The organism is Streptomyces sp. NPDC055287 (assembly GCF_053646035.1).
This window is the reverse complement of sequence record NZ_JBSHNE010000001.1, coordinates 336,825-360,037: the sequence shown is the minus strand read 5'-3', so window position 1 is coordinate 360,037 and position 23,213 is coordinate 336,825. Positions and strand designations below refer to the sequence as shown.

The window sequence follows — 23,213 nt, the reverse complement described above, 5'->3', positions numbered from 1 at the left end:
GGGCGGGCTTCGGGATTAACCGACGCCCAGCCAGGACTCGATGGGATGGATCGCGAAGTACACGATGAAGATCGCGGTCAGGCCCCACATGAAGGCGCCCACCTCGCGGGCCTTGCCCTGCGCCACCTTGATGACGACGTAGGAGATGACACCGGCGGCCACACCCGTGGTGATGGTGTACGTGAACGGCATCAGGACCACGGTGAGGAACACCGGGATGGCAACGGCGCGGTCGCCCCAGTCGACGTGCCGGGCGTTCTGCATCATCATCGCGCCGATGACGACCAGGGCCGCGGCAGCGACTTCCTGCGGCACGATCGCGGTGAGCGGGGTGAAGAAGAGACAGGCCGCGAAGAACGCGCCGGTGACCACCGAGGCGAGACCCGTACGGGCACCCTCGCCGACGCCGGTGGCCGACTCGACGAAGACGGTCTGGCCGGAGCCGCCGACGCCGCCGCCGATGACACCGCCCGCGCCGTCGATGAAGAGCGCCTTGGACAGGCCGGGCATGCGCCCCTTGTCGTCGGCGAGCTTGGCCTCGCTGCCGACACCGATGATGGTGGCCATGGCGTCGAAGAAGCCGGCCAGCACCAGGGTGAAGACGATCATGGTAACGGTGATGTAGCCGACGTCACCGAGGCCGCTGAAGGACACCTCGCCGATCAGCGAGAAGTCCGGGGCGGACACGGCGCTGCCGTCCAGCTCGGGCGCGCCGGAGAACCATGCCTTGCCCGGGATGTCGGCGACCGCGTTGAGGACCGCCGCGATGACGGTGCCCGCGACGATGCCGATGAGGATGGCGCCGGGGATGTTGCGGGCCTGCAGGGCGAAGATCAGCAGCAGGGTGACGGCGAAGATCAGGACGGGCCAGCCCGCCAGTTCACCGACCGGGCCGAGGGTCACGGGGCCGCCGCCGGGGGACGGGTTCTCGTGCACGAACCCGGCCTTGACCAGGCCGATCAGCGCGATGAAGAGGCCGATGCCCATGGTGATGCCGTGCTTGAGGGCGAGCGGGATCGCGTTCATGATCAGCTCACGGAGGCCGGTGACCACCAGGAGGCAGATCACCGCACCGTAGGCCACACACATGGCCATGGCCTGCGGCCAGGTCATGACCTGGATGACCTGCGACGCGAGCACACCGGAGACGCTGAGACCGGCCGCGAGGGCGAGCGGGACCTTGCCCCAGAAGCCCATGAGCAGGGTGGTCGCGGCGGCGGCGAGAGCAGTCGCGGTGATGAGGGCGGGCTGGCTGAGGACGTTGCCGGCCACATCCTTGCCGCCGAGGATCAGCGGGTTCAGCAGCAGGATGTACGCCATCGCCATGAAGGTGGTGATGCCGCCCCGGACCTCGGTCGCGACCGTGGATCCTCTGTCGGTTATGTGGAAGTACCGGTCGAGCCAGGACCGGCCGGCGGGCTGGCGCGTTCCCGCGCCGGCGTCCTCCGCCGTGGTCGTCGGCTCTGTGGACTGCTGGGTCATGGTGCCTGTCTCCCAAGGTTCAAAGGGGCACCCGCATGAAGATTGGAGACGCGGGATTTGGGATGCTGCGAGGGCTGCACGACCCGGGGGACGGCCCGAGACGAACTGAATTGTGATGCTGTGAGCGGAAACTGCGGATACTGCGAGGACCGCGAGCGGTGCGGTACTTGAAGACCCCGGGCGGTGTCAGGCGGGGGAAGTGTGACGTTCCTTGGAGGCACGGCACCGCCCGGGGAGCTGGAGGGAACTCAGGTACCGGTGAGGTGCTCGGGCCGCACCGGCGTCCTGTTGAGTTCCAGACCCGTCGCGTTCCGGATCGCCGCGAGGACGGCCGGGGTGGACGACAGGGTCGGGGCCTCGCCGATGCCACGCAGACCGTACGGCGCGTGCTCATCGGCAAGTTCGAGTACGTCGACGGGGATGGTCGGCGTATCGAGGATGGTGGGGATCAGGTAGTCCGTGAAGGAGGGGTTGCGCACCTTCGCGGTCTTCGGGTCGACGATGATCTCCTCCATGACCGCGACGCCCAGGCCCTGGGTGGTACCACCCTGGATCTGGCCGACCACGGACAGCGGGTTGAGCGCCTTGCCGACGTCCTGCGCGCAGGCCAGCTCGACGACCTTCACCAGGCCGAGCTCGGTGTCCACCTCGACGACCGCGCGGTGCGCGGCGAAGGAGTACTGGACGTGGCCGTTGCCCTGTCCCGTACGCAGGTCGAACGCCTCGGTGGGGCGGTGCCGCCACTCGAGCTCCAGGTCGACCGACTCGCCTTCGAGTACGTCGACCAGGTCGGCCAGTACCTCACCGCCGTCGGTGACGACCTTGCCGCCTTCGAGCAGCAGCTCGGCGGTGGCCCAGGCGGGGTGGTAAGAGCCGAACTTCGCGCGGCCGATCTCCAGGACCTTCTCGCGGACGTTCTCGCAGGTGTTCTTGACGGCGCCGCCCGTGACGTAGGTCTGGCGGGACGCGGACGTGGAGCCCGCCGAGCCGACCTGGGTGTCCGCCGGGTTGATCGTCACCTGCGTGACGCCGAGCTCGGTGCGGGCGATCTGCGCGTGGACGGTGACACCGCCCTGGCCGACTTCCGCCATCGCGGTGTGCACGGTCGCGACCGGCTCGCCGTTGATGACCTCCATGCGCACGCGGGCGGTGGAGTAGTCGTCGAAGCCCTCGGAGAAGCCGACGTTCTTGATGCCGACCGCGTAGCCGACACCGCGTACGACGCCTTCGCCGTGCGTGGTGTTCGACAGGCCGCCGGGCAGCGCGCGGACGTCGGCCTGCTCACCGGCCGCCAGCCACTGCTGCTCGGGCGGCATCGGCATGGCCTTGATGCGACGCAGCAGCTCGGCGACGGGCGCCGGGGAGTCGACCGGCTGGCCGGTCGGCAGGAGCGTGCCCTGCTCCATGGCGTTGAGCCGGCGGAACTCCACGGGGTCCATGTCGAGCTTCGCCGCGAGCTTGTCCATCTGCGCCTCGTAGGCGAAGCACGCCTGGACCGCGCCGAAGCCGCGCATGGCGCCGCAGGGCGGGTTGTTCGTGTAGAGCGCCAGCGCCTCGATGTCGACGTCTTCGATGACGTACGGGCCGACGGAGAGGGACGACGCGTTGCCGACGACCGCCGGGGAGGCCGACGCGTAGGCGCCGCCGTCCAGCACGATCCGGCACTTCATGTGCGTGAGCTTGCCGTCCTTGGTCGCGCCGTGCTCGTACCAGAGCTTCGCCGGGTGGCGGTGCACGTGGCCGAAGAAGGACTCGAACCGGTTGTAGACGATCTTGACCGGCTTGCCGGTGCGCAGGGCGAGCAGGCAGGCGTGGATCTGCATCGACAGGTCCTCGCGGCCGCCGAAGGCACCGCCGACGCCGGAGAGCGTCATGCGGATCTTCTCCTCGGGCAGGCCGAGGACGGGGGCGATCTGGCGGAGGTCCGAGTGCAGCCACTGGGTGGCGACGTACAGGTCGACGCCACCGTCCTCGCCGGGTACGGCCATGCCGGACTCGGGGCCGAGGAACGCCTGGTCCTGCATGCCGAAGACGTACTCGCCGGAGACGATGACGTCGGCGCGCTCGGCGGCCTCGTCGGCGTTGCCGCGGACGATCGGCTGGCGGTGCACGATGTTCGGGTGCGGGACGTGACCGATGTGGTGGTCGTCGCGGCCCTCGTGGATCAGCAGCGCGCCGGGCGCGGTCGCCGATGCCTCGTCGGTGATGACGGGGAGCTCGGCGTAGTCGACCTTGATCTTGGCCGCGGCGCGGCGGGCCGTCTCCGGGTGGTCGGCGGCGACGATGGCCACCGGCTCACCGTGGTGGCGGACCTTGCCGTGGGCGAGCACCGGGGTGTCCTGGATCTCCAGGCCGTAGTTCTTCACCTCGGTGGGCAGGTCGTCGTACGTCAGCACGGAGTAGACGCCGGGCAAGGCGAGCGCCTCGGACGTGTCGATCGACCGGATCTCGGCATGCGCGGTGGTGGAGCGGAGCGTGTAGCCCCAGAGCATGTCCTCGTGCCACATGTCCGAGGAGTACGCGAACTCGCCGGTGACCTTCAGGGTGCCGTCGGGGCGGAGCGTGGACTCGCCGATGCCGCCCTTGGTCTTCGAACCCTGGTTGATGCTGGTGGGGGTACCTGTGACGCCCATGGATCAGACCGCGCCTTCCTGGAGTCCTTGGCGGTCCTGGCGCGCGGCCGCGAGGCGGACGGCGTCCAGGATCTTCTCGTAACCGGTGCAGCGGCACAGGTTGCCCGAGAGCGCCTCGCGGATGTCCGCGTCGGACGGCTCGGCGTTGCGCTCGAGCAGCTCGTCGGCCGCGACCAGCAGACCCGGGGTGCAGAAACCGCACTGCACGGCGCCGGCGTCGATGAACGCCTGCTGGATGGGGGCGAGCTCCTCGCCCTCACCGGTCTGCGAGTCGGTCCCCTTCTGGGCAGGACGAGCCTGCCACTGCTGGGCCTCCTGCAGGGAAGTACCACCGCAGGCACCCGTCGCGCAGCCCTCCTCGCGCTGCTTGGCGAAGTCGGCGAGGCCCTCGACCGTGACGACCTCGCGGCCCTCGACCTGGCCGGCGGCGACGAGGCACGCACAGACGGGGACACCGTCGAGGCGGACCGTACAGGAGCCGCATTCGCCCTGCTCGCACGCGTTCTTGGAACCCGGGAGGCCCATGCGCTCGCGCAGGACGTAGAGCAGGCTCTCGCCCTCCCAGACGTCGTCCGCTTCCTGCTTACGGCCGTTGACCGTGAAATTCACGCGCATTGCTATGCAGCTCCTTCAAGCGTGCGGCCGGTGCCGCGGTACTGCTCCCAGGTCCAGCCCAGCGTGCGGCGGGCCATGATCCCGACCGCGTGGCGGCGGTACTTCGCGGTGCCGCGCACGTCGTCGATCGGGTTGCAGGCCCCGGAGGCGAGCTCCGCGAACTGCTTGGCGATCGAGGGGGTGATGATCTTGCCGCTCTCCCAGAACCCGCCCTCTTCTAGCGCGGCGTTCAGGAAGTCCTCGGCGGCGCGGGCGCGCAGCGGCGTCGGGGCGGCCGAACCGATGCCCGTCTTCACCGTGCGGGTCTGCGGGTGCAGCGCGATACCGAACGCGCAGACCGCGATGACCATCGCGTTACGCGTACCCACCTTGGAGAACTGCTGCGGTCCGTCGGCCTTCTTGATGTGGACGCGCTTGATCAGCTCGTCCGGCTCCAGGGCGTTGCGCTTCACGCCGGTGTAGAACTCCTCGACCGGGATGAGACGCGTGCCGCGCACCGACTCGGCCTCGACCTCGGCGCCCGCGGACAGCAGGGCGGGGTGCGAGTCACCCGCCGGGGAAGCGGCACCGAGGTTTCCGCCGACGGAGCCGCGGTTGCGGATCTGGGGCGATCCGACGGTGTGGGCGGCGAGCGCGAGGCCAGGGAGTTCCGCCCGCAGGTGGTCCATGATCTGGGTGTACGGGACGGAGGCACCGAGCTGTACCGTCTCCTCGCCAACCTCCCACTCGCGCAATTCGCCGATGCGGTTCAGATCCAGGAGGTACTCGGGGCGGCGGTGGTCGAAGTTGATCTCGACCATGACATCTGTGCCGCCCGCGATGGGCACAGCCGTGGGGTGCTCGGCCTTGGCGGCGAGCGCCTCCTCCCAGCTGGCGGGGCGAAGGAAGTCCATGAGGCTCTCTTCTTCTCAATCGGGTGGTTCGCGTATCGCTGGGGCTGGAGACGGCCAACCGCCGGCTGTCGACCTGGTTGTTCTAAGCCGTTCTGGGTCGCTCTGGGGCGTTCATCTGCTGTTCACGTGGCTTGGCCCAAGTACACCTCCGGGGCTTCGCCTGGTGCAGTCACCGAAACCATGAAGGAGTTGGCTGGTGGCCGCTCACGTCTTGTAGATTCGAACGAAAGGCGGGGCTCGGCACCCCCACGGTTTCCTTTGGAAAACCACAAGCACGGCCCTGCGGGAACCGCAAACACATTCCATCCACATCTAGAGACAGATCGGCGGCGACCACCCATGCGGCTGCGCGCACTGCTTGAGACCGACGCGCTGGGCCTGCGGCTGCTCGGCGGCGAGGAAGAGCTCGACCGCACCGTGCGCGGTGTGATGACCACCGACCTGCGGGACCCCAGCCGCTATCTGTCCGGCGGCGAGCTGGTGCTGACCGGTCTCGCCTGGCGGCGCACCGCCGAGGACTCGGAACCGTTCGTACGCCTCCTGGCCGGCGCCGGCGTCGTGGGGCTCGCGGCGGGCGAGGCGGAGCTGGGCGCGATCCCGAGCGACCTGGTCGAGGCGTGCGTACGCCACCGGCTGCCGCTCTTCGCGGTCAGCGAGGCCGTCGCCTTCGCCACCATCACCGAGCACGTGGTGCGCCAGGTGTCCGGCGAACGGGCCGGTGACCTCGCCGCGGTCGTCGACCGGCACCGCAGGCTGATGACGTCCGGCCCGGCGGGCGGCGGCCCCGAGGTGGTGCTCGACCTGCTCACCTCCGACCTCGACCTGCGCGCCTGGGTCCTCTCGCCCACCGGCCGCCAGATCGCGGGCGCCGGCGACCCGCTGCCGCCGGCCGTGGGAGCCGTCCTCGCGGGCGAGCACCTTGCCGCGAGCCGCACCGGGCGCCGGGCGCCGCACCGGGCCGCCGTGCACGGCACGACGTACTCGCTGTTCCCGATCAGGAGCGCCGGACGGGGCGCCGCCGCCGCTTCCCGCGACGTACGCGAGAGCGTGCTCTCGGACTGGCTGCTGGCCGTGGAGGCGGACGCGGGCGACTGGCCCGCCGCCCGTCTGGACCTGCTCCAGGGGGTGACGCAGCTGATCGCCGTCGAACGCGACCGGCGCGACGCGGCCCGGACGGTACGCCGCCGGCTCGCCCAGGAGGTCCTGGAGCTGGTGCAGACGGGGGCCGCGCCCGCCGAGATCGCGGCCCGCCTGAGGGTCGCCGCGCCGGTGCTGCTCCCCGGGCTCGGGTCGGCGCCGCACTGGCAGGTGGTCGTGGCGCGGGTGGACTGGCTGGAAGGGGGGCCCGGCGGGGCGGGCGGCCCGGTCGGTTCGGCCGCCGCCATCCAGTCCGGGCCCGTAGCACAGACACTGCTGGAGGAAATACTGGTCGACCCGGCGGTGGCCGGTTCCGACTCCTCGGACCGGATCGCGGTGGCGCACGCGGGCGACGAGGCGATCGCGCTCGTACCGCTGCCGGCCGTCGCGCCGGACGGGGACGGCGAGGACGGCGAGGACGGGGCCGACGCCGCTTCCCGTGCGGGTCTGCACGCCGACGTACTCCTGGAGGCGGTGCGCGCGCCGCTCTCCAGCGGCCTCGCCGACGACGGGCGGCTGACACTGGGTGTCAGCGCGGCCGTGCACTCGGCGGAGGGGCTGCGCGGAGCGCTGGAGGAGGCCCGGCACGCCCGCCGGGTGGCGGCGGCGCGCCCCGGGCGGGTCTGCGCGGCGGGCCACCACGAGCTTGCCTCGCATGTGCTGCTGCTGCCCTTCGTGCCGGACGACGTGCGCCGGGCGTTCACCGCGCGGCTGCTGGATCCGCTGCGGGACTACGACCGGCGCCACCGGGCGGAACTCATCCCCACCCTCGAAGCGTTCCTCGACTGCGACGGTTCTTGGACCCGCTGCGCCGCCCGGCTGCATCTGCACGTCAACACCCTGCGCTACCGGGTGGGCAGGATCGAGCAACTGACGGGTCGTGACCTGTCGCGTCTTGAGGACAAGCTGGACTTCTTCCTCGCCCTGAGGATGAGCTAGCGCGGGCAGGAAGAGGTCTCCTCCATGAGCCAGGGCACCAGCCACGGCAAGCGGTCCCTTTCGGTCACCGAGGTCGTCGGCGCGGCGCCGCAGCGGATATTCACGCTGCTCGCCACGCCGGCCAGACACGCGGAGCTGGACGGTTCGGGGATGCTGCGGGGCCGGCCGCAGGGGCCGGATCTGCTGACCGGGCCGGGTGACCGCTTCTCGATGGGCATGAGTCAGCGCGGCATCGCGTACCGGTCGGTCAATGTCGTGGTGGAGTACGAGAAGGACAGGCTCCTCACCTGGGAGACCTGGGGCGAGGTGGGCGGGCGCCGGCTGGTGGGGGGCCAGCGCTGGCGGTACGAGCTGGAGCCGGAGGGTACGTCGTCGACCAGGGTCACCCACACGTATGACTGGTCGCGGGCGCGCTTCCCCCGACTGGTGGTAGAGCTGTCCGGATTCCCCAGGCGGATGGGGACGGCAATGACCGCGACTCTCGGCCAACTGGCCGCCCTGACCGGCCGATTGTGAATTCATTCACCTGAGCTCTTGGCCCGGAGTGCCATTCCGTGCTGAGATTCGCCCACTGCGCACGACCGATAATCAGAGCTCGATCACTCACGGCTCCATCACTCACAGCTCAATGACGTGCTGCTCGGGGAGGGCAATGTGGCGCATTCCGCCATGTCTGGTTCCGGAACGACCGCAGGGGACGGAAGCCCACTCCAGACCGCGGTATGGCGGCTTCGCTCGCGCGGCTGCTGGACCGACGCGGCGGCCCTGCTCGAACCACATGGGGGCGCCGCCCCGACGCCGGCGGCCGCACTCCAGCGGGCATCGCTGCTCGTGGAGCGCTGTCTGTTCACGGAGCGGGGCTGGGCGGAGGCCGAGGACGCCCTGCGGACGGCGGAAGCGGTCGCCCAGAGCGACGACGAGCGGGGCGCGGCGGCGTGCGAGCGGGGCCAGCTGGCGTACGCGTCGACGGTGCTCGGCGCCCGCGACCGCGCCGACGAGGCCCGCTCCGCGCTCGGCAGAGCGGCGGCGCTGCTCGCCCCGACGGCCCCGGGCCGCCCGCTCCTCGACTTCCGGCGCGGACTGGTCGCCGAGCACATCTCCGACTCCCCGGAGTCCGCCCGCGCCGCCTACCGCCGCGCGCACGCGGGCGCGACGGCGCACGGCGAGACACTGCTGCTGTCCTTCACGTGGCGCCATCTGGCCGGACTCTCCCTGCGCGAGGGCGAGTTGGCGGACGCGCGGCACGGCTTCGCGGAGTCCCTGCGGATACGGGAGGAACTGGGCTACCTGGTCGGCACGGCCCCGGCCCTGGCAGCCCTCGCCGACGCGGAACCGGAACCGGAGGCGACCCGCCTGCGCGCGGAGGCGGGCCGCCTCTTCCGCCTGCTGGACGGCGTACCGACGTGGCTGGCGGCCCAGCTGGCACCGTCGGCGGTGTGAGGCGGGCCTGACGACCACCGGCGGCGAACTCGCTCTCCCGGTCGCGCAGACGGTCGAAGCACTGGGCCGCCGCACGGCCGCGGTCCACCGCTTCCACCGGGCCACGGCGGCGATCGTCGCCGCCCCCGGTCAGCGGTCCGCGCCCGCGAAGTGCTCGCGGACCAGGGACTGAACCACCGTCAGGTCCTGCGCCGCCAAGGCGTCCAGGAGGGCCAGGTGTTCGGCCGCGTCCGCCAGGAGGTCCGCACGGCGGCCCAGGGGGTCGCCGGTGAGCAGGGGCCACTGGGAGCGGCGGTGAAGGTCGTCGGCGACGGTGACCAGCTGGTGGTTCCCGGCGAGGGAGAGGACCGCTCGGTGGAACGCGCGGTCCGATTCGGCGTACGCGGCCCGGTCGCCCGTCGCCGCCGCCGCCGTGGTGGCTTCCGCCAGTGGACGCAGCTCGCACCAGCGGGCGGCCGGGACCGTACGGGCCAGCCGGAGCATGACCGGCACCTCGATCAGGGAGCGCACCTCCGCCAGCTCGGCCAGTTCCGTCGCGCTGCGGACCGTGACGCGAAAGCCCCGGTTCGGTACGACCTCCACCGCGCCTTCCAGCGCCAGCTGCTGCATCGCCTCGCGCACCGGGGTCGCGGAGACGCCGAAGCGGGCGCCGAGGGCGGGGCCGGAGTAGACCTCGCCGGGGACCAGCTCGCCGCTGACGAGGGCGGCGCGCAGGGCATCGAGGATCTGACCGCGGACCGAGTGGCGCTGGACGAGGCGGGGGGCCGGGGGCTCGCTGTGGGTGTGTTCGCCGCGCACCTGCTCCGGAAGGCGCATGAAAGGCGGCGCCTGCGCGGCGGCGGGCACGTGCCCGTACGCCGCCTCGCGCGGTCTGCCCTGCTGCTCCATGGATCCCTCCGGTGCTGTGTCCCATATGCACGATAGGCGGGCAGGGGCACAGTTCAAACATCGCGCCGATCGGGTAAGGTAAGGCTTACCTGCCAACGATCGCGATTCGGTGGTCCCCTGCATGACCGTCCCCGCTCCTTTCCCCGGTGTCGCCGCTTCTCCCTTCGCGGCCTCGTACGCCCGCCTCACCGAGGTCTTCTCCGGACTGCGCATCGACGAGCAGGCAGACGGCGAGCAGGCACCCCGGGGCGGCGGCTGGGTCGGCGCGGCGGAGCTCGCGGCCGGCGGCGCCTCGCTCGACGCCTTCCTCGCCTGGGACAACGCGCAGGTCCTGCGCGACTACGGCCGGCAGGCCCGCCCGGACGTCGTCGCCAGTTTCGGTCTGCACCGGTACGCCTGGCCCGCCTGTCTGCTGGTCACCGTCCCCTGGTTCCTGCACCGCCGGGTGCCGCGCGTGCCCGTCGAGGACGTCGCCTTCCAGCGGACCCTGGGCCGCATGACCGTCCGGGTGCGGGAATTCGCCTGCCTGCCCGGCGACCCGGCCGCCGCTCTGCCCGGCGCCCGCGTCGTACCGGACGAAGAGGCTCTTCGCGGTGAGGTTCGGGACGCCGTCGCCCAGCACCTCGGGCCCGTGCTCGACGGCTTCGGCCCGCGCATGCGGCGCGGGAAGCGGGCACTGTGGGGCATGGCGACGGACGAGATCGTGGAAGGGCTCTGGTACATCGCGCACCTGCTCGGCGAGGAGCGCCGCGCCATGCGGGAGCTGGAGGAGCTGCTGCCGGGCACGACCAAGCCGTACGCCGGAACGGCCGGCTTCCGCGAGCTGAAGGGGCCGAACGGCGAATCACTGCCGACCCGTGACCGCGCCAGCTGCTGCCTCTTCTACACGCTGCGCCCCGAGGACACCTGCGTGACGTGTCCGCGTACGTGCGACGCCGAGCGCGTACGGAAGCTGAGCGAGGAAGCCGCGGCGACCGCGGCGTCCGCCGTCGCCGCTGTCTGACGCGGAGCACCGGCACGCCACCCGATCAGGTGGCAAAAATCGAACTCGGCAAGCCGTCTCCGTACGGTGGTTCGACCAGATCGCACCTATTCGCGTGCCGCAGCACTCCCTTGGCGTCCTCTTGCACCGAAAGCCTCTGTGGGCCACTTGGATTCCGCCAATATGGCGCCCGATACGCCCTACCGCGATGCAAGGGACACCGCAATGAGACTGACCGACATATCGCTGGACTGGCTGCTTCCGGGTGGCGTGATGCTCGCGGGGGTCCTGGCGGCGGTTGCGGTGCTCGCGCGCGGCAAGCGCGCCGGTGGCAAGGCCGCAGCCGACGACTCCTGGGAACGTACGGAGGAGCGGCGCAGGCGAAAGGAAGCGGTTTACGGCACCGCTTCGTACATGCTGCTCTTCTGCTGCGCCGCGGTCGCCGCCGCCCTCTCCTTCCACGGGCTGGTCGGCTTCGGCCGGCAAAACCTCAGCCTCACCGGCGGCTGGGAGTACCTCGTCCCGTTCGGCCTCGACGGCGCCGCCATGTTCTGCTCGGTGCTCGCCGTGCGCGAGGCCAGCCACGGTGACGCGGCGCTCGGCTCGCGCCTGCTGGTGTGGACGTTCGCCGGTGCGGCCGCCTGGTTCAACTGGGTGCACGCGCCCCGGGGTCTGGGCCACGACGGCGCCCCGCAGTTCTTCGCCGGGATGTCACTCTCGGCCGCCGTACTGTTCGACCGGGCGCTGAAGCAGACTCGCAGGGCCGCGCTGCGTGAGCAGGGCCTCGTGCCCCGCCCGCTGCCGCAGATCCGGATCGTCCGGTGGCTGAGAGCGCCCAGGGAGACCTTCGGTGCGTGGTCGCTGATGCTCCTGGAGGGCGTGCGGACGCTGGACGAAGCGGTCGAGGAGGTCCGGGAGGACGTCCGCGAGAAGGAGCAGAACCGTACCCGTCGGCGCGACCACCAGAAACTGGAGCGCGCCCAGTTGAAGGCCATCAACCGGCAGCACCGGGCCTGGGGGCGCGGTCGTGGCGGCCGGCAGGTCGTCGAGGTTTCCGCCATCGCGTCCGGCCCGGGCTCCGCACCGCCGCAGGCGGTCGCGGAGCCCGCCATAGCAGAACCCGGACAACTGCCGCTTCGACAAAGGCCCTCCCTTCAGGCCGTGAAAGGCGCTGAGAGGTCGATGACCGTCGATCTCACCGCCGAGGACGACACGCAGGCTCTGCCACGGCTGGACTCGCTCGAGCGCAAACTCAAGGACCTTGAGCAGCAGTTCGGCTGAGCGGCGGGGACGTCGTGATGGCGGCGGGCCGGGTGAATTACGCCGGCCCGCCGCCGCACATGTCGAGTTCGAACCAGACCACTTTTCCTACGCCTTGCGCCCGTACGCCCCAGGCGTCCGAGAGTGCCTGCACCAGGACGAGGCCCCTGCCGTGCGTACCGTCGTGGGCGATCGGTACGCGCAGTTGCGGGTGGCGGGCGGCGAAGTCCCGTACCTCGACGCGGAGCCGGGAGGCGGCGACGGTGGCGGTGATCTCGGCGTCGTGCTCCGTGTGAACGAGGGCGTTGGTCACCAGCTCGGTGGTCAGGAGCTCGGCGACGTCCGTACAGCTCTGGCCTCCCCGTTGCCGCAGGAGTTCGCGCAGAGCGCGCCGCACCTCCGGGACCGCTGTGAGATCCGCATGGCCCAGTCTGCGCCGCAACTGAATGAGTGCCCCGTCCCTGTCCGTCTCCCCCTCCCCCTCCGTTGCCGCCGGTGCCCCCGACGGTCCTCGCGCGGCGGCACCACGTCCGCTCGCCTGCTGCCCTGTCATAGCCCCCACCCGCACGCTGGATCGGCCCTTCCTCTCGAACAGGTTCACGGGATGCATGCCCCGCAGGCGCAATGGCACTCATGTCCAATAGTCAATTAAGCGGAGTGGGCGGTATTTCCGGATCCGCGTGAGCGCCGGCGGCCGCCGGCGCGCCGGCCGATGTCGTTCACCGGCCGGCCAAGGGCCTCTCGTCATGCCGTGCCGGAGCGATGACGTACGAGAAGGCGCCGACCTGACGATCAGCCCTGGCGGCCCAGGGCATGTCGCGGGACCAGTTGGGGTTCGCGAGGGAACGCACGCGCAGGTACCCCAGGGGGTCCCGCCAACGGCGGTTGTGCCACTTGGGCGATTCGGCCGGCGGCAGGCCGGGAGGCAGATCCTTCACCCGGCCCGTCCTGCCGGGCGTCGGCATCCGGGACTACGGGGTTTCCGCCCGGACCGGCTCGAGTCGAGTCGGCCAGGCCTGTCTCTCGGCCGGCCGCCGTTCCGGTCACACCGCCGCCCGCGCACCACCGGGTCCGGGGCTCGGCTCAAGGCCCAGCTCCGCGTCCAGGCCCAGCGCGAACGCGAGGTCGACGTCCAGGTCCACGTCTGCTTCGAACGTCGCGTCGATGCCCGTACTGCCCGCACGCGCACCTGCACCTGCTCCCGCTCCCGCGAACACCTTCACCCCCAGCCCACTGTCGATCCGCGCCCCCGCCGCCTCGTCCAGCACCAGTCGCCCGCCCATCGCGATGTTTGCGCCGCCCGGCCCCGTGCGCGGGAGGAGCCTCGTCGTGGTGCCCTGCAGTACGCCGATCCGGGCAGGGGCCCTGCCCTCCCCGACCGTGGCAGTCACGACGTGCGTCCTGAGATCCACGGCGAAGCCCTTGACGGTGACGGCGGCCCTGTCGCCCTTCGAGAACCGGACGCCGCCGTCGAGCGCGACCTTGCCGCCCAGCAGTTCCCTGCCCCCGTGCGCGATCCGGCCACCGTCACGGGCCGCGAGGCCGACCGCGCCCGGGGCCGGCTGGACCGCCCCCTCGACGGGAGCCACCGCGACGCCTTGCCCCGCCGGGCCGAGCGCCGCGCCCAGGTCCAGCCTCAGCAGCCCGGCCCTGATCGGGGTGCCGGGCGCCGGGGCGCCCGCCTCGGCCCCGGGGGGCGCCTTCGCGGCCTCCTGCCGGGTCACGGAGCCGAAGACCGAGGTGACCGCGTCCGGGAGGGCGGCGATCGCGGCGGGCGTGGCGATGACGACGGCCGCCGCGACGGCGGCGGAGATACGGCCGCGGCCGACGCGGCGAGGGAAAGACATGCGCGAAGACATGCGCGTCACAGGCCCTTTCGCTGGCTGGGGTGGGTAGCAGTCGGTCGTCGTGACACCTTCCGCGACACGCCGCGTGCGCCTCGCTCCGGCCGCTCATTCCACTCGTACGGACCTACGGTCTCGGCACATTGCGCAGGTTCGAGCGGGCCATCTGGAGCATCCGTCCCACGCCTCCGTCCAGCACCATCTTGCTCGCCGACAACGCGAAGCCGCTCACCATCCCGGCGCGGATCTTCGGCGGGATCGACAGGGCGTTCGGGTCGGTGACCACGTCCACGAGCGCCGGGCCCTTGTGCTTGAAGGCGTCCTTGAGCGCCCCGGCCAGGTGCTTGGGCTTCTCCACCCGTACGCCGTACGCCCCGCAGGCCCGCGCGACCGCCGCGAAGTCCGGGTTCTTGTTCGCCGTCCCGAACGACGGCAGGCCGTCGACCAGCATTTCCAGCTCCACCATGCCGAGGGAGGAGTTGTTGAAGAGGACGACCTTCACCGGCAGGCCGTACTGCACGAGGGTGAGGAAGTCGCCCATCAGCATGCTGAAGCCGCCGTCGCCGGACATCGCGATCACCTGGCGGCCGGGGTCCGTGAACTGGGCGCCGATCGCCTGCGGCACGGCGTTGGCCATCGAGCCGTGGGTGAAGGAGCCGATGATGCTGCGGCGGCCGTTGGGGGTGATGTAGCGGGCCGCCCAGACGTTGTTCATGCCGGTGTCGACGGTGAACACGGCGTCGTCGTCGGCCAGTTCGTCAAGGACGGAGGCGACGTACTCGGGGTGGATCGGGACCCGCTTGTCGGCCTTGCGGGTGTAGGCCTTCACCACTCCCTCAAGGGCGTCGGCGTGCTTCTTCAGCATCCGGTCGAGGAACTTGCGGTCGGACTTGGCCTTCACGCGCGGCGTCAGGCAGGTCAGCGTCTCGCGTACGTCGCCCCAGACGGCCAGGTCCAGCTTGGAGCGCCGGCCGAGGCGTTCGGGCCGTACGTCGACCTGGACGATCTTCACGTCGTCGTCGTTCGGCAGGAAGTCGTAGTACGGGAAGTCGGTGCCGAGAAGGATCAGCAGGTCGCATTCGTGCGTGGCCTCGTACGCCGCGCCATAGCCGAGCAGCCCGCTCATGCCGACGTCGTACGGGTTGTCGTACTGGATCCACTGCTTGCCGCGCAGCGCGTGCCCGACGGGTGACTTGACGCGCTCGGCGAACTGCATGACCTGCGCGTGCGCGCCTGCCGTGCCGCTGCCGCAGAACAGCGTGACGCGTTTGGCCTCGTCGACCATGCGGGCGAGCTTCTCCAGTTCCGCCTCTCCGGGGCGTACGACAGGGCGCGACGTGACCAGCGCGTGTTCGCCCGCCCGTTCGGGGACCTGCTCGGACGCCACGTCGCCGGGCAGCGCCACGACGCTGACGCCACTGCGCCCGACGGCGTTCTGGATCGCGGTCTGGAGCACGCGCGGCATCTGCTTGGGGCTGGAGATCAGCTCGCAGTAGTGGCTGCACTCGCGGAACAGCTGGTCGGGGTGCGTCTCCTGGAAGTACCCCAGGCCGATCTCGCTCGACGGGATCTGCGAGGCGAGGGCGAGGACCGGGGCCATGGAGCGGTGGGCGTCGTACAGGCCGTTGATCAGGTGCAGGTTTCCGGGGCCGCAGGAGCCCGCGCAGGCGGCGAGCCGCCCGGTGATCTGGGCCTCCGCGCCGGCGGCGAAGGCCGCGGTCTCCTCGTGCCTGACCTGGATCCAGTCGATCCCCGGGGTCCGGCGGACGGCATCGACGACGGGGTTGAGACTGTCGCCGACCACACCGTAGAGGCGTTGCACGCCGGCTTTGACGAGGATGTCGACGAACTGCTCCGCCACCTTCTGCTTGGCCATGGGATGCGCACGCCTTTCGGGAGACGGTCGACCGGTCGCGCACGGTGCTGGGCCCGTGCTGTGCCGAGTCCATCAACCCACGCGGTACGCCGTTACGCCTCCCAGACCGCCACCGCCGTACGGTCGTCGGCGTACCCCTTCACCCTCAGGCTGGTGTCCGCGAGGTACTCGGCGAGGCCGGGCGGTTCGGCGGGAGCCCAGCGTTCGGCGAGTTCCTTGGCAAGGGCGGGCTCGCCGCGCAGCGGGTCGGCGAGGCCGCCGGTGCACAGCAGGAGAGTGTCACCCGGGCGGGCCACCGAGGCGCGGAAGCGGAAGGGCTCGGTGGGCGGCGGGACGCTCTCGACGTACGGGGAAGGGGGCGTCGGGATGCCGAGGTCCATGGTGAGGCGGTCGCCCTCGGGGGTCTCGGACGGCACCGCGCCGAGGCCGCCGGACGGGACCGACCCGAAGCCGACCACGGGCGCGCCGGTCACGGCGGCGGGCTCGGGGACGGCGGGCTCGATGTCCTGCCAGGCGCCGCCGCGCAGCCGGAACAGGCCGCCGCCGCCGATGCCGAAGAAGACCCTGGTGCGGCACTTGGGGTCGGCGGGGAGGAGGAGGCAGCGCAGGCTGACCGTGTACTCCTCGGGCCGCAGGCCGAGCTCGGACGCGCGGGCGCGCAGCTTGCCGTAGCCGCGGTCGGTGAGGCGGTGCAGGCCGGACTTGAGGTCGCCCCTGCGACCCGCCCTTATGTCGTCGGCGAGACGGGCGTGGCTGCGGCCGACGGCTTCGCCGATCCAGCGGCAGGCGTCGGCGGCGGCCAGGTGCGCGCTCTCGGCGGCCCGCGCCCCGCCGGCCACCGCGACCAGGACGAGGGCGTCCTCGCCGCGGCCGAAGCGGGCGGTGAGCAGGGCGTCGCGGCGGGGTTCGCCGCGGTAGCGGGCGGAGTCACCGCGGACGGAGGCAGCGCGCAGGGCGTACGTGCCGTACCGGGCGCCGTCGAGCACGGTGTCGGCGACCAGCGCGCCGAGCTCGTGCGGGTCGGCGGCGGGCAGCGCGGTGGGCTCGGCGTCGTAGGTCGGCGGCCGGTCCCCGACGAAGCCGGCGCGGGGCGGGTGATGAACCTGGCCTCCCGCCCTCGCCCCGCTGCCGTCCGCCGCTGCCTCCGATGCCTCCGCCGACCCGGCGTACGGGGGTGCGGACGGCGGCTCCGACGGCTGATCGGGGTACGGGGGCGCGGAGTGCGGGGACTGGGGAGGTACGGGTGCCGAGGGTGCTGCGGCGTCCCGCGGGCTGCGGGACTGTGGCGTGCGGGGGAACCGGAACGCCTCCCGGGGCTTTCGGCCGTTCGGGGGCTCTGGGGCCGGCTCACGGCGGGCGGAAGGCACTTGGGGCACGTCGGGCGGCTCCCAGGGGGCGCGTTGGGGGGCGATGACGGGCGGCGGCGCGGGCGGCGACACCGGGGCGGATTCCGGCGGAGCCGGTGGGGGCACCGCTGGGGCGATCCGTGGCTCGGGCGGCTCGGCCTGCCGTGGCCGGGGCGGACTCGGGTCGGGCCCCGGCGCCGACGGAGCCCGCCGCTCCGGGGGCCGCTCTCCCGGTGAACCCGGACCCCGGTCCGGCGCCGGAAGCCGCGGCCCCGAGTGGCGTGTCTCCGGTGCGCCAGGGGGTGGTTCGGGGGCTGCCGTCGGCGGCGGGAGCGGGGGCCGCGGGGCCGGGGGGCGTTTCGAGGCTGCGGTGGGCCGGTCCCTGTCCCACCAGGGCGGCGGCTCAGTGGGGGCCCTGGGTGCGGCTGTTCCCGGGGCCGGTTCGGGGTCCCGCGCGGCCGACGCGCTCGCCTGAGGGGATGCGTCCGTCGGGGCGGTCACCCCCGGCGCCTCCGGACTCCGGTCCTCCGCCCCGAGCGTCGGCCGTGCGGGCGCCGGTGGCGGTGGCGGTGGCGACAGCGTGTCCGCCGCCGAGTCGAAACGGGCGTCCAGCGTGTCTTCCCCCCGCGCGCCGCCCGTGCCCGGGACGGCCTCGTCGTCGTACAGCCGGCTCCACCACTCGTCCTCGTTCGTGGTGCGCCTCTCCCCCTGCTGGCTCATGCCCCTATTGTCCACCTCAAGGGCCGTACGAAAACGGGGCATCGGGAAAAATAAGTCCGCCGGGCGACCCCACCCCCCACGGGAAGGACGCCCGGCGGACAGTCTTCGGCTGCCGCGGCCGGCTAGCGCACGTCGTACGCCCGCGCCACGACCTGCGTGACGGAGTTGCCCTTCGCGTCCGTCAGTTCGGTCCTCAGCGTGACCGGCTTGCCCGCCGCGCCCGCGTGGTCGACCGTCGCAGTCCAACTTCCGGATTTCTGGCCGACCTTGGCGTCGGTCCAGGTTTCACCGGCGTCGTACGAGTACGACAGCTTCGCGGCGGTGAGCGCGCCCGGCGTGTAGCCCGAGTGCCCCGTCGCGCTGAGGCCAATCTTCTGGCCGTCCGCGGCAGGCAGCGTCTTCAGCCCGTCCTCCGGGAGGTCGTAGCGGGGGAAGAGCAGCGCGATGCCCTGCGAGTACACGCTCTCGTCGAGCGCGGACCGGAACGTCCAGCTGGTCCGCACCTCCTGCGAGCGCATCCAGACGTCGGCGGGCTGGCCGACCTTCATGGTGTTCATGGTGAGTTCGTACGTGCCCTCCCGCGCCGGGACCTCGAACACCCCGAACGGGTAAGGACTCTGGCCGAGCGTCTCGCCGTCGCGCTTGAGCGTCATGTTGCCGATGTCACCGAAGGACCCGGCCGTGCCGCCGTGCTCGCTGTCGGCCCAGAAGGCCGGGGCGGCGCCGATCAGATTGCCCTGGCGCTCGGCCGCGAGGCCCGCCCTGCCGGAGGCGTCGCGCGGTGCGGCCGGGGCGAGCACACCGCCGTACCACGTCTCCTCGCGCTGCTGCCCCGCGACGTACTCGCGCTTCTTGTCGTCCAGGAACTCGCCCCAGGGGAAGCTGGACGAGATGTAGTGCTCCCAGCCCGTGCTGTCCGCCGAGTAGTACTCGGTACGGGTCCCGGGGACGCCGACCACGTCGAAGGGGCCGGCCGAGAAGCGCCCGCCGTGGGGGCGGTTGAGGACCAGGCTGTCGACGTAGTCGGAGGCCACCCCCATCGCCCGGTACGTCGCCGTGGTTTTCCCGAGCCGGGAGTCCCGTACGCGGTAGGTCCGGTCGGAGGTGACCGGGCCGTTTTCGGGGAAGGCCAGGGTGTAGACGAACGGGCTCTTGGCCGTGGCCTTCCAGCGCAGCGTCACCGGACCGGCGGCCAGCGCGTCGAGCAGCGTATCGGCCTCGCCCGCCTCGACGGCGACGGCGGGCAGCGGCGCGGACCCGTACCCCACGGAGGGCAGCCAGCGGCCGGCGGCGGCGCGGTGGGCGACGATGCCCTTCGCGCCGGCGGCCGCGGCGGCCAGCGCCTGCTGGCGTACGGACGTGCTGTCGTCAGCGAGCCGCACCAGCGCGATCCTGCCGCCGACGTCGGCCTTCTTCAGCTCCTCGGGGGTTCCCGTCCCCGCGTCGGCCAGCCTCGCCTCACCCGTGCCGTCGAAGTTGACGGAGCCGAGGCCTGCGGTGACGGGGTGCAGGTCGGCGCCGCCGACGACCGAGAACTTCTCGATCTGCGGGGCGTACGCCCGCCAGTGACTGCCGAACTCGAACTCGCCCTCGTGCGCGCGTCCTTGGACGTCGGCGTAGTACTCCTCGATGATCCGGGAGCCGGAGACGGACCCGGAGTGCAGCCAGGTGTCGTCCCAGCTCCGGCCGAAGGCGAGGGTGGCTCCGCGCGTCTCGGACGTGCGGTCCGTCGTCTTCACGGAGAGGCGGCCGGCCTTGCGGGCGTCCAGGACGACCGTGGTGTCCTTCTTCAGTTCCACCTGCGGACGGCCCAGGTAGGCGACCGAGCCGACGAGCCTGCCGGTCGCGTCACCCGTGTCGGGGGAGATCACGAAGGAGGAGAGGAAGTACGAGCCGGGGCGCAGCCGGTAGACCTGGTCGGCCGCGCCTTCGTTGAAGCGGCGCTCGCCGGTGGCGTCGTCGGTGCCGATGACGTCCAGGGACGACGAGCCGTCGGCGGGTTTGCCGGTGCGGTCGACGAGCTTGACGCGCAGGGTGACCGTCGCGGGCTCGACGTAGAGGGCGAAGGGGGTCGAGACACTGACTCCCCTCGCCGTGGCGAGGACGCGGCCCGTGACATCGCCGTACTGGCCGCGTTCGAGCCGCGCCGCCGGGTCGATGGCGAGGGGCACCTCGACGGTGGCGCCGGCCGGGACGGTGACGCTGCGCGCGCCGAGCTTCGCGACGGCGGAGCGCACGCGCGAGCCGTCGTTGCCGGTGACGCCCGCGACGGCGAGGTCCAGCCGTACGGGCCGGTCGCCGGTGTTGGTGTACGGCACGTCGACGGTCGTACGGTCGCTGCTGTCCTGCGGCCAGTCGAAGGTGCCGCCCTGGACGGCGGGGGCGCCGGTGACCGTCGTGGTGACCGCCGCCCCGAGGTCGAGGCGGCCGCCGCCGGTCTCCCGTACGTCGCCGGGGGTCCGCGCGGCCGAGGAGACGAGCGCGGCCTTGATCTGCTGTGCGGTCCAGTCGGGGTGGCGCTGCTTGAGGACGGCGGCGGCGCCCGCGACGTGCGGGGTCGCCATCGACGTACCGGACATGGACCGGTACGCGTAGACGCCCCTGCCGCCTGCCGCGGCGGCTGAGATCGCGACTCCGGGGGCGGCGATCTCGGGCTTGAGGGTGTGGGTGCCGACGGCCGGGCCCCGGCTGGAGAACTGCGCGGTGGAGTCGTCGCGGTCGACGGCTCCGACGGTGAGGACGCCCGGCGCGCAGCCGGGCGAGGAGACGGTGTTCAGGGACGGGCCGGTGTTGCCCGCCGCGACGACGAACAATGTGCCCTTGTTCTGGGCGAGTTCCTCGGCGGCGACGCTCATCGGGTCGGTGCAGTCCGTGGGGACGGGGCTGCCGAGGCTCATGGAGACGACGTCGGCGTTCTGGTCGACGGCCCACTGCATGCCGGCGATGATCCACGAAGCGGCCCCGGAACCACCGTCGTTGAGGACCTTGCCGTTGAGGAGGTCCGCGCCGGGTGCGACGCCCTTCTTCCTGCCGTCGCTCGCGGCTCCGCTGCCGCCCACGGTGGAGAGGGTGTGGGTGCCGTGGCCCTGGCGGTCGTCGGTGTCCGGCGAGTCGGTGAAGTTCTTGGCTGCGGTGATGCGGCCCGCGAGGTCGGGGTGTCCGGTGTCGGCGCCGGTGTCGAGTACGGCGACCTTGGTGCCCTTGCCGTCGTAACCGGCGGCCCAGGCGAGGCCGGCGCCGACCTGCTTCGTCGAGCGTTCGAGATTCGCTTCGACCTTGCGGTCGAGCCAGAGCTTCTCGAGGCCGGAGGCGGCGCGCGAGCGGGAGCCAGTGATGTCCTGCCAGAAGTCGGCCGTCTTCTTCTTGTCGGCCTTGAGGGCGAGACCGTCGACCGGTTTCAGTACCAGTCCGCGCTCGGCGCCGCGCGGGAGGACCGGGGCGCTGCGGGTGACGTCGCCGCCGTACACCGCGATCAGCGGCAGGGACTGAGTACGGGAGTCGTCGTAACCCTGGCGGATGAGCCCCGTGACGTTGAAGAGTTCCTCGTCGACCTTGCCGGAGGCGAGGGCCCGCGTCGCGCTCTGCGGGTAGACGTACAGGTCCCGGCCGGACTGCCGGGTCTGGACGAGGGGTACGGTGCCGTCCTCGCGGGGCAGGGCGACAGCGGCGGCGGTCCCCGAACCGTCCGTGCTGACCAGTACCTTGTCGCCGGTGACGAGGGTGACCGTCCTGTCGCCCTTCGCCCCCGCCCTCCCTGCGGCCTCGCTGCCGACCAGCGGTCTCTTCCCCGTCGTGTCGTCCTGTGGCCGGGCCACGGACGGCGCGACCGCGGTGACGGCGAGGACGGCGGCGGTCGCCGCCCCCAGTGCCGTGCGCGATATCGGGCGCATCGCTCTCCCCTGATGAATCCGGCACAAAAGTGCTGTTGCCGGAGGCTGTTGGTGCTGCGGTGGCGCCACATTGGCAGAGTGACGGGTGGTGCAGGGATGATGCGTCCGGCGGGTTTACGCCGTGGCCGCTTCCCGCCAAGTGCCAGTGGGCAAGATCGGGGCGCGGGTGCGGAACCGAAGCGTCCGGGGAGGGGTGTGGAGGGGTGCTGGGAGCCATTGGTCTCGACGAGGCCCAGGAGTCGACGTACCGTGCGCTCGTCGCGCTCGGAGCCGCGGAGGTCCCCGACCTCGCGCACCGACTGACGCTTCCGGAGGCGGATACGGAGCGCGCGCTGCGGCGCCTGGAGCGGCAGGGGCTCGCGGCCCAGTCGTCGGCCCGGACGGGCCGCTGGGTGGCCGCGCCGCCGGGGGTCGCGCTGGGCGCGCTGCTGACCCAGCAGCGGCACGAGCTGGAGCAGGCGGAGCTGACGGCGGCGCTGCTCGCGGAGGAGTACCGGGCGGAGGCGGCCGAGCCCGCCGTGCACGATCTGGTCGAGGTGGTGACGGGCGCGAGCGCGGTGGCGCACCGCTTCGTACAGCTTCAGCTCGGCGCCACCGAGGAGGTGTGCGCGCTGGTCACCGGGAATCCGATCGCGATCAGCGGCATGGACAACGAGGCGGAGGAGCGGGCGGCGACGCGGGGCGTGACGTACCGGGTGGTGCTCGAACGTGAGGTCCTCACGCTGCCCACCGGGATCATCGAGCTTTCGGCGGCGCTGGGGCGCGAGGAGCAGGTGCGGGTGGTGGAGAAGGTGCCGACCAAGCTGGTGGTCGCGGACCGGACCATCGCGATGGTGCCGATGACGGGGCGCGGCGCGGAGCCGGCGGCGCTCGTGGTGCACGCGAGCGGGCTGCTGGAGTCGCTGACCGGGCTCTTCGAGGCGGTGTGGCGGGAGGCGCTGCCGCTGCGGCTGGGGGCGGACGGGGTGGTGTCGGAGGAGGGCCTTCCGGGCCCCGACGCCACGGACCTTCAGGTGCTGTCGCTGCTGCTGGCCGGGATGACGGACGCGAGCGTGGCGAAGCAGCTGGAGCTGGGGCTGCGGACGGTGCAGCGGCGGGTGAAGGGCCTGATGGAGCTGGCGGGCGTGACGACACGGCTGCAGCTCGGCTGGCACGCGTACGAACGGGGCTGGGTGGCCAGACGCTGACGGACTGGGCGGGGGCCGGGGGTGCGGTTGCCGGGGGGGTGCTCGGAGCCCGGGTGGTCCGAGGCTGGGCCGTGCCGTCGC

At 72.2% G+C, this 23,213-nt stretch carries 17 protein-coding genes; 6 read left to right on the top strand and 11 right to left on the bottom strand.

Annotated features, from left to right (window positions below; translation table 11 throughout):
- Positions 1 to 15 precede the first annotated feature (15 nt).
- The 4 genes from ACWIHY_RS01525 to ACWIHY_RS01510 all read right to left on the bottom strand — a co-directional run bounded on the left by ACWIHY_RS01525 (position 16) and on the right by ACWIHY_RS01510 (position 5,623).
- Positions 16 to 1,482: an NCS2 family permease gene (locus ACWIHY_RS01525; protein WP_454373519.1), complete on the bottom strand. Its 1,467-nt coding sequence runs from the start codon at positions 1,480 to 1,482 to the stop codon at positions 16 to 18.
- 248 nt (positions 1,483 to 1,730) lie between these two features.
- Positions 1,731 to 4,115, bottom strand: coding sequence for a xanthine dehydrogenase family protein molybdopterin-binding subunit (locus ACWIHY_RS01520; RefSeq protein ID WP_454373518.1), 2,385 nt, complete (start codon positions 4,113 to 4,115; stop codon positions 1,731 to 1,733).
- Positions 4,116 to 4,118: 3 nt separating this feature from the next.
- On the bottom strand, positions 4,119 to 4,730 hold the full coding sequence (locus ACWIHY_RS01515; protein WP_454373517.1) for a (2Fe-2S)-binding protein: 612 nt from the start codon (positions 4,728 to 4,730) through the stop codon (positions 4,119 to 4,121).
- Between the two features lie 2 nt (positions 4,731 to 4,732).
- Positions 4,733 to 5,623 carry an FAD binding domain-containing protein gene (locus ACWIHY_RS01510; protein WP_454373516.1) on the bottom strand — a complete coding sequence of 297 codons (891 nt, stop codon included), beginning with the start codon at positions 5,621 to 5,623 and terminating at the stop codon, positions 4,733 to 4,735.
- A 339-nt stretch (positions 5,624 to 5,962) separates the two neighbouring features.
- Between ACWIHY_RS01510 and ACWIHY_RS01505 the strand changes: the two genes are divergently transcribed.
- The 3 genes from ACWIHY_RS01505 (at position 5,963) to ACWIHY_RS01495 (ending at position 9,139) form a co-directional block, all read left to right on the top strand.
- Entirely contained in the window at positions 5,963 to 7,699 is a 1,737-nt protein-coding gene (locus ACWIHY_RS01505) for a PucR family transcriptional regulator (protein ID WP_454373515.1), read from the top strand.
- A 24-nt stretch (positions 7,700 to 7,723) separates the two neighbouring features.
- Complete coding sequence (locus tag ACWIHY_RS01500) at positions 7,724 to 8,215, top strand: SRPBCC family protein (RefSeq protein ID WP_454373514.1); 492 nt, start codon at positions 7,724 to 7,726, stop codon at positions 8,213 to 8,215.
- Between the two features lie 153 nt (positions 8,216 to 8,368).
- Entirely contained in the window at positions 8,369 to 9,139 is a 771-nt protein-coding gene (locus tag ACWIHY_RS01495; RefSeq protein ID WP_454373513.1) for a hypothetical protein, read from the top strand.
- A gap of 129 nt (positions 9,140 to 9,268) precedes the next feature.
- On the opposite strand, the gene ACWIHY_RS01490 is transcribed toward ACWIHY_RS01495, so the two are convergent.
- On the bottom strand, positions 9,269 to 10,027 hold the full coding sequence (locus ACWIHY_RS01490) for a GntR family transcriptional regulator (RefSeq protein ID WP_454373512.1): 759 nt from the start codon (positions 10,025 to 10,027) through the stop codon (positions 9,269 to 9,271).
- Positions 10,028 to 10,148: 121 nt separating this feature from the next.
- On the opposite strand from ACWIHY_RS01490, the gene ACWIHY_RS01485 reads away from it, so the two are divergent.
- Together ACWIHY_RS01485 and ACWIHY_RS01480 are read left to right on the top strand one after the other, a co-directional pair.
- On the top strand, positions 10,149 to 11,030 hold the full coding sequence (locus ACWIHY_RS01485) for a (2Fe-2S)-binding protein (RefSeq protein ID WP_454373511.1): 882 nt from the start codon (positions 10,149 to 10,151) through the stop codon (positions 11,028 to 11,030).
- Positions 11,031 to 11,234: 204 nt separating this feature from the next.
- A complete protein-coding gene (locus ACWIHY_RS01480) occupies positions 11,235 to 12,290 on the top strand; it encodes a DUF2637 domain-containing protein (protein WP_454373510.1) in 1,056 nt (351 codons plus the stop codon).
- A gap of 37 nt (positions 12,291 to 12,327) precedes the next feature.
- Here the strand turns inward: ACWIHY_RS01480 and ACWIHY_RS01475 are convergent, their stop codons facing one another.
- From ACWIHY_RS01475 to ACWIHY_RS01450, 6 genes are all read right to left on the bottom strand, one after another.
- Positions 12,328 to 12,822 carry an ATP-binding protein gene (locus ACWIHY_RS01475; RefSeq protein ID WP_454373509.1) on the bottom strand — a complete coding sequence of 165 codons (495 nt, stop codon included), beginning with the start codon at positions 12,820 to 12,822 and terminating at the stop codon, positions 12,328 to 12,330.
- A gap of 166 nt (positions 12,823 to 12,988) precedes the next feature.
- Positions 12,989 to 13,207: a hypothetical protein gene (locus ACWIHY_RS01470; RefSeq protein ID WP_454373508.1), complete on the bottom strand. Its 219-nt coding sequence runs from the start codon at positions 13,205 to 13,207 to the stop codon at positions 12,989 to 12,991.
- Positions 13,208 to 13,312: 105 nt separating this feature from the next.
- A complete protein-coding gene (locus ACWIHY_RS01465; protein ID WP_454373507.1) occupies positions 13,313 to 14,116 on the bottom strand; it encodes a hypothetical protein in 804 nt (267 codons plus the stop codon).
- A 124-nt stretch (positions 14,117 to 14,240) separates the two neighbouring features.
- Positions 14,241 to 15,989 carry a pyruvate dehydrogenase gene (locus tag ACWIHY_RS01460; protein WP_454373506.1) on the bottom strand — a complete coding sequence of 583 codons (1,749 nt, stop codon included), beginning with the start codon at positions 15,987 to 15,989 and terminating at the stop codon, positions 14,241 to 14,243.
- A gap of 92 nt (positions 15,990 to 16,081) precedes the next feature.
- The gene (locus ACWIHY_RS01455) at positions 16,082 to 18,055 is read right to left on the bottom strand and encodes a protein phosphatase 2C domain-containing protein (RefSeq protein WP_454373505.1); all 1,974 of its coding nucleotides are present in this window, start codon (positions 18,053 to 18,055) and stop codon (positions 16,082 to 16,084) included.
- A gap of 122 nt (positions 18,056 to 18,177) precedes the next feature.
- On the bottom strand, positions 18,178 to 21,945 hold the full coding sequence (locus tag ACWIHY_RS01450) for a S8 family peptidase (protein WP_454373504.1): 3,768 nt from the start codon (positions 21,943 to 21,945) through the stop codon (positions 18,178 to 18,180).
- A 203-nt stretch (positions 21,946 to 22,148) separates the two neighbouring features.
- Between ACWIHY_RS01450 and ACWIHY_RS01445 the strand changes: the two genes are divergently transcribed.
- Complete coding sequence (locus ACWIHY_RS01445) at positions 22,149 to 23,132, top strand: helix-turn-helix domain-containing protein (protein WP_454373503.1); 984 nt, start codon at positions 22,149 to 22,151, stop codon at positions 23,130 to 23,132.
- Positions 23,133 to 23,213 lie beyond the last annotated feature (81 nt).